An 11,760-nucleotide genomic window follows, 5' to 3' on the forward strand; every position below is an offset into this window, starting at 1 on the left:
AAGAACACCTCTTTTCATGTCAAATTCTAGGTTTAGTTTAGCATTTTTTTCTAAAATGTAAAGAAAAGACCTAGTGAAAAGAGTTGATTTCATAGGAGGAACTCATGAAATTCCCACAGTTATATACCAAGACATCTTACTCCTTGTTAAAAAGTACTTTAACTATTGAAGAATATGTTAGACAAGCTCAGGAAAGAGGCTATCAGTTCGTAGCCATCACGGATGAACATGTTTTATATGGAGCCGTTGAATTTTATCAAACATGTAAAAAATATGGACTCAATCCAATCATCGGAATGGAGCTGGATTACGAATCAAAAGTTGCAGAGGAAGCAGCGGTCTTGTTATATGCCAAAAATTATGAAGGCTATCAGGAATTGATGCGTTTGTCGTCAAAACGCATGATAGATGAACAACGCTGTTCAATTAAAGAGTATCAAATCAATAGTACGCATCTAGCTATGGTACTGCCTGCTTCTCCAGATGACTCAGCAGAGTCAATGGTTCAAAAGGTCAAAGAGATGAAACAGGTTGGTCCTGTATACGTCGCATGTTCACCCGAACGTGAACATCTTAGCAGACAGCTTGAGCAGCAGAATGTCTCGTTATTAGCTTTGCATCAGGTTCAATATCTTCAAGCAGCAGACGCTTTTGTGATCGAAGTTATGGAGCATATCCAAGAGGGAAGTCAAATCGGAAGAGAAGAACTTGTAGCGAAGCAAGGGGCGCTTTATTTGGCCCCCGAGGAAGAACAGCAGCGCTGGTTCCAAGACAACCGATACACCCGAGCATTGGAAAATGCTGAAAGATTAGCGATGGATTGCCAATTCGAATTACCATTACACCAAAAACTTTTGCCGCATTATCCAGTTGAAGGAGGGGATTCTGCTCAACAGCACCTCGAAAAATTGTGTTGGCAGAAGCTTTCAGAACGCGTTTCGACGGTGACTCAAGTATACAAAGATCGTTTGACTAAAGAGTTATCGATCATTCATCGGATGGGCTTCGACGATTATTTTTTGATCGTTTGGGATGTGATGGATTATGCACATAGAAACAAAATCGTGACTGGTGCCGGTCGGGGCTCCGCAGCGGGCTCATTGGTTGCCTACGTTTTAGCAATCACCGATGTTGATCCAATCGAGTATGAACTGCTTTTTGAACGATTTTTAAATCCTGAGCGCAACAACATGCCTGATATTGATTTGGATATCCCTGACAATCGGCGAAATGAAATCCTTCACTATGTCAAAGAAAAATATGGGCGTTTTCACGTTGCTCAAATAGCCACTTTTGGCACGATGGCAGCAAAAATGGTTTTGCGAGATGTAGGTCGTGTTTTTGGGTTATCACAAAGTGAGGCCAATCGCTGGTCAAAGGCGATCCCCAACCGATTAAAAATTACGTTGAAAGAAGCCTTTGAAACGTCTGAATCATTAAGGCAGTTAGTTCATACAAATCCGCGAAGTCAATTATTGTTTGATACGGCATTGATTTTGGAAGGACTGCCGCGTCATGTATCTACCCACGCGGCTGGGGTCGTTATTAGCGACCAAGAACTGATCTCAATTGTGCCTCTTCAAAATGGCTCCGAAGATATTTTGTTGACTCAGTTTACCATGAATGCAGTAGAGACCATTGGATTGTTGAAAATGGATTTTTTAGGCTTGCGTAATTTGTCGATCATTGACAAGACGCTGAAAAATATTCAGCGAGTGACAGGAGAACGATTGGACTTAAAACAGATATCACTGAACGATCCGCAAACGCTTGCGCTTTTCCAGCGTGGCGAAACCACAGGTGTATTTCAATTTGAATCAGCGGGCATTCGAAATGTACTTAGAAAATTGGGACCGACTTCTATTGAAGATATCGCGGCAGTAAATGCTCTATATCGTCCAGGGCCCATGCAGAATATCGATCACTTTATTGCTCGAAAAAAAGGGAAAGAGCCTATCAATTACCCAGAGACAGCTCTGCAGCCCATATTAGAAAATACTTACGGCATTATCGTGTATCAGGAGCAGATCATGCAGGTTGCTGCTAAGATGGCTGGTTTCAGTTTAGGGCAAGCAGATATTTTAAGACGTGCGATCAGTAAGAAGAAAAAGGAAGTGCTTGATCAAGAACGAAATCATTTTGTCTCTGGTGCTTTGGAGCAAGGATACTCTAAAGAAAGCGCCAATCGTGTGTATGATTACATCGAACGCTTTGCCAATTATGGATTCAACCGTTCCCATGCATTTGCCTATTCATTTGTAGGGTACCAAATGGCTTATTTAAAGGTTCATTATCCTGGACCGTTCTACACAGCATTGCTTCAATCTGTGCGAAATGATCCTAAAAAAATGCGCGAGTACATCGCAGAGGCAAAAAAAGTTGGTGTCAGATTGCTGGCTCCGGATATCAACAAAAGCAGTTACAGTTTTACTTTGATTAAAGAGAATTTGATTCGATTTGGGTTAGATGCCATTAAGGGAATCCGCAGAGATTTCGTTGCGGAGATTCTTTCCCAGCGATCTGTTGAAGGCCCTTATACATCGCTTGACAACTTTTTACTGCGAATAGAACCTCGCTGGCTAAAAGAGGAATATGTAGAACCATTGATTCTAGTGGGGGCTTTCGACCACTTGGACGCCAATAGACATAAATTGCAGGACGGTTTGGAGGGGAAAATCCAAAATGTGCTGTACAGTGGTGGAAGCATATCCTTACTAGATGTGATGAGTTTGAAGGAACAAGAGATCACAGACTATACGTTGGCAGAACGCTTGGATCATGAAGAACGTTATCTGGGTTTGTATGTGTCGGGACATCCGACTGAGAGCTTTCCAGCACTGTTAAAAACTAAAGGTGTTCGTGCCATTAGTGAAGTTGTTGTCGGCGAGAATGTCCAAATCCTTTTTTACTTAAAGGAGCTGCGAGAGATTCGCACAAAAAAAGGGGAGCAAATGGCCTTTTTGACGGGCAATGATCAAAGCGGCGAGATATCATTGACGGTGTTCCCTCAATTGTATCGCCGTAAACGAGACGAGTTGATCTTGGACAAGGTCTATTTGGTGAAAGGAAAGGTCGAACGAAGCCGCTATGATCAAACGCTTCAGTTATTAGTAGAAGAAATCGAATCAGCAGATGCAGCTGAAGAAGCATTGGCATCGGAAAAAGAAACACTGTATTTAAGAGTCAGCACGCAGCTTGACAGCAAGGAATTGCACATGCAGATCGCAGAACGTCTGCGAAGATCTCCAGGGAATGTGCCTGTGGTGATTTATTTTGAAAAGGACCGTCGAAAAATTGTGTTGGATAAGGACCTTTGGATAGGGATTAATGAGGAATTGTTAGCGGATTTACGTGACATAATAGGTGATACAAACCTCGTAATACGATGATTTCTTGCAACTTTCAAAACTTTTTTCAAGTGATTGTTGATTTCCTATAGTTTTTCTAAGACTTTTCGTTTTTTTGATGGTAGAATGTACCATGAATTGAGAACAATGCTTGATTGAAATAATTTTTTGAGGTGAGAAAATGAAACGCATTGGAATTTTAACAAGTGGAGGAGACGCTCCCGGCATGAATGCTGCTGTACGAGCAGTCGTTCGTAAAGGTATTTATGAAGGACTTGAAGTGTATGGTATCAATTATGGTTTTGCCGGGTTAGTCGCTGGAGATATTCGTCGCTTAGATGTTGCTGACGTTGGGGATAAAATCCAACGAGGCGGGACTTTCTTATATTCTGCTCGCTATCCTGAATTTGCGACCGAAGAGGGTCAGCTAAAAGGGATCGAACAATTGAAAAAATTCGGTATTGAAGGATTAGTCGTGATCGGTGGAGACGGTTCTTACCACGGAGCGATGGCCTTGACGAAACATGGCTTTCCGGCAGTAGGGATTCCGGGTACGATCGACAACGATATTCCGGGAACAGACTTTACGATCGGATTTGATACGGCGATCAATACCGTTTTAGAATCCATCGATAGAATTCGTGATACTGCTACTTCACACGTGCGTACGTTCGTAATCGAAGTAATGGGACGCGGGGCTGGAGATATTGCCTTGTGGTCCGGAGTCGCTGGTGGAGCGGATGAAATTGTTATTCCTGAGCACAACTTTGATATTGCAAAAATCGCTGATAAAATCAAAGCTGGCCGTGACCGTGGCAAGAAGCATTGCTTGATCGTATTAGCTGAAGGCGTTATGGGCGGAAACGAATTTGCTGAAAAACTTTCTGAATACGGTGATTTCCACACACGTGTTTCTGTTTTAGGACACGTTGTGCGCGGCGGGTCTCCAAGTGCGCGCGATCGTGTGCTGGCAAGCAAATTTGGGTCATATGCGGTTGATTTATTGCAAGAAGAAAAAGGCGGATTGTGTATTGGTATGTTAGATAATAAGGTTGTGGCTGCGGACATCATTGATACCTTAGAAAACAACAAACACAAACCAGATCTATCCTTGTACAAACTGAATCAAACCATTTCATTTTAGTATCAGTGCATTAAAATAATAAAAGCAAAGAATAGGAGCGTTTTGTAATGAAAAAAACAAAAATCGTTAGTACATTAGGACCAGCAAGTAATACATTGGAAATTATTTCTCAATTGATTGAGTCTGGTGCGAATGTCTTTCGTTTTAACTTCTCTCACGGGGATCATGAAGAACAATTAGGTCGTATGACGATGGTTCGTGAAGCTGTGAAGAAAACTGGTAAAGACGTCGGTATTCTTTTAGATACAAAAGGTGCGGAGATCCGTACAACAGTACAAGATACTACTGATGCTGATTTTGGTCGTGCAGGCTACATCCAATTTAACGTTGGAGACCAAACTCGTATCTCGATGGACCCTGAATACAAAGGCTCTAAAGAAAAAATTGCAGTAACCTACCCTGGATTGTTTGATGACGTACATGTAGGCGGCCACATTCTTTTTGATGATGGACTGATCGACATGGAAATCGTTGATAAAGACGAAGCAGCACGTGAACTAGTTGTTGTCGTTAAAAATGCTGGTATGCTTGGCTCTCGTAAAGGTGTCAATGCACCAGGTGTTTCTATCAGCTTGCCTGGTATTACTGAAAAAGATGCAGAGGATATTCGCTTTGGTTTAGACAATGATATTGACTTTATTGCAGCAAGTTTTGTTCGTAAAGCACAAGACGTATTGGACATTCGTGAAATCTTAGAAGAAAAAGAAATGACCCATGTACAAATCTTTTCTAAGATCGAATCACAAGAAGGAATTGACAATATCGATGAAATCCTAAAAGTTTCTGACGGCATCATGGTTGCTCGTGGAGACATGGGTGTGGAAATACCTGCTGAAGAAGTTCCAATGGTCCAAAAATCGATCATCAGAAAATGTAACGCCGCTGGGAAAGCTGTAATTACTGCAACCCAAATGTTGGAATCAATGCAAAGCAATCCTCGTCCAACACGGGCGGAAGCTTCTGACGTTGCCAATGCAGTGTTTGACGGAACAGATGCAACAATGCTTTCTGGTGAATCTGCAAACGGAGACTACCCAGTAGAGGCTGTAGCAACGATGGCTCGTATCGATCAAGAGGCTGAAAAAGCTTTGGCTGAAGGCGGCACTTTCCAAATCAATGAATTCGATAAAACAGATGTGACTGAAACGATTGGTCTATCTGTTGCCCGTGCAGCTCATAACTTAGGTGTGAAAACAATCGTAGCAGCAACCGAGTCTGGGTATACGGCTAAAATGATTTCTAAATACCGTCCAGATGCTGATATTTTAGCAGTTACGTTTGATGAACAAACCAAACGCGGGTTGATGCTTAACTGGGGTGTATATCCAACAGTTGCTGAAAAACCAACTACAACGGATGAAATGTTTGACTTAGCAACGAAAAAAGCCGTTGAACTTGGGTTCGCCAAAGAAGGCGATCTAATCCTAATCACTGCAGGTGTGCCGGTTGGAGAACGCGGAACGACCAATGTAATGAAAATTCAATTGATTGGTTCGAAACTTTTGAGTGCTCAAGGTGTTGGTGAAAAAGCAGTTGTTGCTAATGCGGTGATTGCATCATCTGCAGAAGAAGCTGTGAAGAAAGCGAAGGACGGCATGGTATTAGTTGTGCCAACAACTGACAAAGAATACATGCCAGCTATCGAGAAAGCTGCTGCCTTGATCGTGGAAGAAGGCGGATTAACTTCTCATGCAGCAGTTGTCGGTATCGCTCAAGACATTCCAGTAATCGTTGGTGCGAAGGATGCAAGTTCCGTTGTGGTAGATGGTGAATTGATCACTGTTGACCCTCGTCGTGGAATTGTATACCGCGGAGAAACCACAGCTATCTAAAGAAAAAATAGACGGGTCGTCGTCTGGCGACTCGTCTTTTTATATGGATCGCCAAAAGGTGAGAGATCAGACGGGTCGAATTGGATTTTTCATTGATCTGGCTTATAGAAAGCTCGAATTATCGGGTTTTCTATAAGGTGTCAAGAAAATTTCATTGACAAAGAATTTCCCCACCTGTATAATAGCTTTTGTTGCTTAGAGGTGATGAATGATGAAATGGTCAATCGGCGAATTACGTCGGTATAAAGAGGAACCCTTGAATTTTTCTGAGACGTTTGATTTGAATGACGCATTGACAAAACGAGATTCAAACGTTTTGGCAGTCGCACCAGTCACTGTTTCAGGGATTCTGTCGGTCGGAAAAAATGAATACATTTTGCACTATCAGTTGAAGACGACGCTAACTGTCCCTTCTTCTCGTTCACTTGAACCGGTGGAAATCCCTCTTGATCTTTCAGTCGATGAAATATTCATGACAAAAGAGCAATGGTCTTCATTGGAAGAAGAACGCGATGATGAGATCTTAGTGTTGGAAAATGACACGATCGACTTGACTGATTCTGTAGAAGACAACATTCTATTAGCTATTCCAATGCAAGTGTTAAGCGAGCAGGAGAAGGAAGCCAGTGAGCTGCCGAAGGGCAATGATTGGCAAGTCGTCTCTGAAGAGGACTACCTTGCACAAAGGGAAAAAGCAGAAACAATTGATCCTCGTCTTGCTAAATTATCGGAACTGCTGAGCAGCGAAGAAGATGACCAGTAAGATTGGAATAAAATGTATCTCAAGCAGATACTTCATTTTACAAGGAGGTGTAAGAACCGATGGCAGTACCAGCTAGAAAAACATCAAAAGCAAAAAAAGCGAAACGTCGCACTCATTACAAATTAACCATCAAAGGATTGAACGAATGTCCTAACTGTGGCGAAATGAAGAAGAGCCACCACGTGTGTGCCAACTGTGGCCATTACGATGGAAAAGACGTTATGTCTAAAGAAGCATAATTACTTTTATTGATAGAAAAGTAAAACCTCAAGACTAACCATGGAGTCTTGGGGTTTTTTTCTGTAAATCGCACAATTTCTTTTTCATTTTTTCAACCTTGGGCTATAATGAGTAAGATAGCGCAATATTATAGGAGGTATATTATGTCAAAAGCACAATTTGGTGTAGTAGGAATGGCAGTAATGGGGAAAAACCTAGCCATGAATATCGAAAGTAGAGGATATAAGGTTGCTTTATTCAACCGTACTGGGTCAAAAACACAAGCAGTGGTTGATGAACATCCGACACGTAATTTCCAACCTACTTTTACGATTGAAGAGTTCGTTACTGCAATTGAAAAGCCTCGTCGTATTATGTTAATGGTGAAAGCTGGGCCAGCAACTGACGCAACCATTCAGGAATTATTGCCGCACTTAGACAAGGGTGATGTTTTGATTGATGGCGGGAATACATTTTTTGAAGATACCATTCGTCGTAACGAAGAATTAGCCAATTCAGGAATCAATTTTATTGGTACAGGTGTTTCTGGCGGAGAAAAGGGTGCTTTAGAAGGTCCTTCCATGATGCCGGGGGGACAAAAAGAAGCATACGACTTAGTAGCACCTATTTTTGAACAAATTGCAGCCAAAGCGAAAGACGGGGAACCCTGTGTTACTTACATCGGACCAAACGGGGCAGGTCATTATGTGAAAATGGTCCATAATGGGATCGAATATGGTGACATGCAGCTGATTGCAGAATCCTATGACTTGATGAAGCAATTACTAGGATTGTCGGTTGAAGAAATGGCTGATGTGTTTGCTGAATGGAACAAAGGAGAACTAGACAGCTATCTGATTGAGATTACAGCTGATATTTTGACCAGAAAAGATGACGAGGGAACAGATAAACCAATCGTCGACGTCATTTTGGATGCTGCAGGAAACAAAGGAACTGGCAAATGGACTTCGCAAAGCTCTCTTGATTTAGGAGTACCATTACCGTTGATCACTGAATCTGTTTTTGCTCGTTTCATTTCGGCGTATAAAGATGAACGTTTAGCGGCAAGTAAAGTATTGGCAAAACCTAAAGAGTTTTCTTATGAAGGCGATAAAAAAGAATTGATCGAAAAAATTCGTGAGGCGCTTTATTTCAGCAAAATTATGAGCTACGCACAAGGCTTTGCTCAATTGCGTGCTGCTTCTAAGGAACACGATTGGAATCTGCCATTTGGCGATATTGCTAAGATTTGGCGAGCAGGGTGTATCATTCGAGCACAATTTTTACAAAAGATCACAGATGCTTATGAAAAGGATGAAGACTTAGCGAACTTAATGCTGGATGAGTATTTTCAAGGAATCACTAAAAAGTATCAGCAAGCCGTCCGTGAAGTAGTGGCAATTGCTGTACAAGCAGGAATTCCTGTGCCAACCTTTTCTTCTGCTATTACGTATTACGATTCGTATCGTGCTGAGCGTTTACCAGCCAATTTGATTCAGGCGCAACGAGACTATTTTGGAGCACATACGTATCAACGCTTAGATAAAGAAGGCATTTATCATTACAGTTGGTATTACGAAGAATAAAAAGTCATTAAAAAACTAGGGAATTCTCATTAGATTAAGGTTCCCTAGTTTTTTTATTTGAAGATTCGTGATAAAATGGCTATAGCCTTTTAAAAGGTTTAGACCTATGATGATAGTGCCTTAATCAAGACCAATCCGGAAAGGAAATTTGAGAATGAGTAATATTCTGATCATTGAAGATGAGAAAAATCTAGCTCGGTTTGTTGAGTTAGAGTTAAAACACGAAGGTTATGAGACAGAAGTTCATTATAATGGACGTACAGGTTTGGAAGCTGCATTAGAAAATGACTGGGATGCCATTTTGCTTGATTTGATGCTGCCTGAGCTTAACGGTTTGGAAGTGTGCAGACGTGTCAGACAAGTGAAGAACACGCCGATCATTATGATGACTGCTAGAGACTCTGTGATCGACCGTGTATCGGGACTTGATCATGGAGCAGATGATTATATTGTAAAACCTTTTGCTATCGAAGAGTTGTTAGCGCGTTTGCGTGCTTTGCTTCGCCGAATCGATATTGAAGGAGATAAAAATGTAGCAAAACAAACGACGATCACTTACCGTGATTTGACGATTGAAAAGGAAAATCGGGTAGTTCGTCGCGGAAGTGAGATTATTGAATTAACAAAGCGTGAATACGAATTATTACTGACATTAATGGAAAATGTGAATGTCGTATTAGCTCGTGACGTCCTTTTAAACAAAGTTTGGGGCTATGAGACAGAAGTTGAAACCAATGTAGTCGATGTGTATATCCGTTATCTGCGTAATAAAATCGATGTACCTGGTGAAGACAGCTATATCCAAACGGTTCGCGGAACGGGCTACGTTATGCGGTCATGAGAAAATTAATCAACAAACAACAAGAACTGAAGGGGCCCTCTCTTACAATCAAGTGGGCCTTCACAAGTTCTTTCTTTATATTCGTTGTTTTTACAATTTTTGCGGTGATCACGTACAAATCATCGATCAATTTGATTGTTGCCAAAGAAAGAACAAACGTAGAACGGACCATTGGCGAGGTTTCTACAAGATTATCTAACGCCAATCAAGAGCTTACCCTGGTGAATGTTTATCGCGCCTTGACAGAGTCCGATGATGCCGAAAATACTCTCTATGATGAGAATATGACCTTAGAAGGCAATATGCTGCGAACGGACAGCTTTATTGCTGATTTGGGACAACCGCAGTTATCGCTAGGTATTTATGACCTTGATAAGAAATTGATTTTTAAAACACAAGAGGAATACCAGCCATTAGTGCAAAGTGAACGCAAAAATCCTACGATCGTCGGGATTGATGACCAGAGTGGATTTTTGGCTGTTGAACCAATCTATTCAAAAGATACCAGAGAAAAGATTGGCTATGCGCAAGTTTTTTATGAACTATCCAATTTTTACGAAATGCGCAGCAAGCTATTGTTGACTTTAGTTGTTTTAGAAATTGTCTCACTGCTTTTAAGCAGTTTCTTAGGTTTTCTTTTGTCTTCTTACTTCCTGAAACCGGTCAAGATTTTGCGGGATACAATGGAAATCATTCGTCAGGATCCTCAAGTCGATGTTCATGTTCCGGATATTCCTACAAATGATGAGTTGGCCGATTTAGCAGCCATCTTCAATGATGTGATCGATCGGATTCGAATGTATATCAAACAACAGGAACAGTTTGTTGAGGATGTTTCTCATGAACTACGTACACCTGTGGCTGTGATCGAGGGTCATTTGAGTTTATTAAACCGTTGGGGAAAAGATGATCCCGAAATATTAGAAGAATCGATTCAAGCGAGTTTACAGGAAATTACAAGAATGAAAAGCTTGGTACAGGAAATGCTGGATCTTTCTCGTGCTGAACAGGTTGATGTTTATTATGGGAATGAAACATCGAATGCCAAAGAAGTGACGTACCAAGTCTTTAATAATTTCAAATTGTTGTATCCAGAATTTACGTTCACTCTTGATGACGATTTAGAAAAAGAACGTGCGTTAAAAATTTATCGCAACCATTTGGAGCAGATCTTGATTATTATCATGGATAACGCTGTGAAGTATTCGACAGAGCGCAAAGAAGTTCATGTCTCGATCTCCTCAACATTGAATGAGTTTGAAATTGCTATTCAAGATTTTGGAGAAGGAATACCCGATGAAGATATTGATAAAATCTTCAATCGATTTTATCGAGTGGACAAAGCACGTGCCCGAACCAAAGGCGGGAATGGGCTCGGGCTATCAATCGCTCATAAGCTGTTAGAAAGCTACAAAGGGCATATTAGTGTAGAAAGCTCCATTGGGAAAGGGACGATTTTCAGAATCGTCATTCCAATGGTCGATAAAAAGACGACTGATTAAAAAAGTCAGTCGTCTTTTTATGCGAAGATTCCAATAGGCGCTTTTGATTGAAAGTGTTATTTTTGCCAAAAAAATCGAACGTTCCTTATTGAACAATCTGTTTTGTTCGTCTAAAAAAATAATTCGACAAAATAAGCATTTTTTTGTTGCAATAAGGCGGGAAGATTGCTATATTATTATTTGTTCCAACGAGATGCAATCCTTCAGAAAAATAATTTGATTTTATTGTTGACGGATGATTTCACTTGTGGTATTTTTATAAAGTCGCTGATGAGCAACAGTGATGATCATGTTTTTTTAAACCGAAAAAACTTGAAAAAAAGTTGTTGACATTAAAACGGCTAAGTGATAAGATTTAAGAGTTGCTGAAACAAAGCAACGCCACGTAGACCTTTGAAAACTGAACGAATAAAACAAACCAAATGTGTAGGGCGCTTCTATAATAATAGAAGCAAACAATACAGCAAGCAACTATGCTAGCGAATCAATTTTTAAATTGAGCTGAACAGTCTAAGACTGTTTCAAA

The 11,760-nt window shown here is 40.9% G+C and carries 8 protein-coding genes; all 8 read left to right on the forward strand.

The window, feature by feature from the left end; all coding sequences use genetic code 11:
• Nucleotides 1-104 precede the first annotated feature (104 nt).
• The 8 genes from dnaE (at nt 105) to NRIC_RS18135 (ending at nt 11,234) form a co-directional block, all read left to right on the forward strand.
• Nucleotides 105-3,389: a DNA polymerase III subunit alpha gene (gene dnaE / locus NRIC_RS18100; RefSeq protein WP_146624125.1), complete on the forward strand. Its 3,285-nt coding sequence runs from the start codon at nt 105-107 to the stop codon at nt 3,387-3,389.
• A 139-nt stretch (nt 3,390-3,528) separates the two neighbouring features.
• Nucleotides 3,529-4,491 carry a 6-phosphofructokinase gene (gene pfkA / locus NRIC_RS18105; RefSeq protein WP_146624126.1) on the forward strand — a complete coding sequence of 321 codons (963 nt, stop codon included), beginning with the start codon at nt 3,529-3,531 and terminating at the stop codon, nt 4,489-4,491.
• 47 nt (nt 4,492-4,538) lie between these two features.
• Nucleotides 4,539-6,323, forward strand: coding sequence for a pyruvate kinase (gene pyk / locus NRIC_RS18110; RefSeq protein ID WP_146624127.1), 1,785 nt, complete (start codon nt 4,539-4,541; stop codon nt 6,321-6,323).
• Nucleotides 6,324-6,534: 211 nt separating this feature from the next.
• Nucleotides 6,535-7,086, forward strand: a complete 552-nt coding sequence (locus NRIC_RS18115) for a YceD family protein (protein ID WP_146624132.1) — start codon at nt 6,535-6,537, stop codon at nt 7,084-7,086.
• 59 nt (nt 7,087-7,145) lie between these two features.
• Nucleotides 7,146-7,325, forward strand: coding sequence for a 50S ribosomal protein L32 (rpmF, locus tag NRIC_RS18120; RefSeq protein WP_146624128.1), 180 nt, complete (start codon nt 7,146-7,148; stop codon nt 7,323-7,325).
• A gap of 144 nt (nt 7,326-7,469) precedes the next feature.
• Nucleotides 7,470-8,891, forward strand: a complete 1,422-nt coding sequence (gene gnd / locus NRIC_RS18125; protein WP_146624129.1) for an NADP-dependent phosphogluconate dehydrogenase — start codon at nt 7,470-7,472, stop codon at nt 8,889-8,891.
• A 154-nt stretch (nt 8,892-9,045) separates the two neighbouring features.
• Entirely contained in the window at nt 9,046-9,732 is a 687-nt protein-coding gene (locus NRIC_RS18130) for a response regulator transcription factor (RefSeq protein WP_146624130.1), read from the forward strand.
• On the forward strand, nt 9,729-11,234 hold the full coding sequence (locus NRIC_RS18135) for a HAMP domain-containing sensor histidine kinase (RefSeq protein ID WP_146624131.1): 1,506 nt from the start codon (nt 9,729-9,731) through the stop codon (nt 11,232-11,234). Before NRIC_RS18130 ends, NRIC_RS18135 begins: the two co-directional genes overlap by 4 nt.
• Nucleotides 11,235-11,760: the final 526 nt, after the last annotated feature.

It is taken from the genome of Enterococcus florum, from assembly GCF_004309355.1.
In the GTDB taxonomy this organism is placed as follows: domain Bacteria; phylum Bacillota; class Bacilli; order Lactobacillales; family Enterococcaceae; genus Enterococcus_A; species Enterococcus_A florum.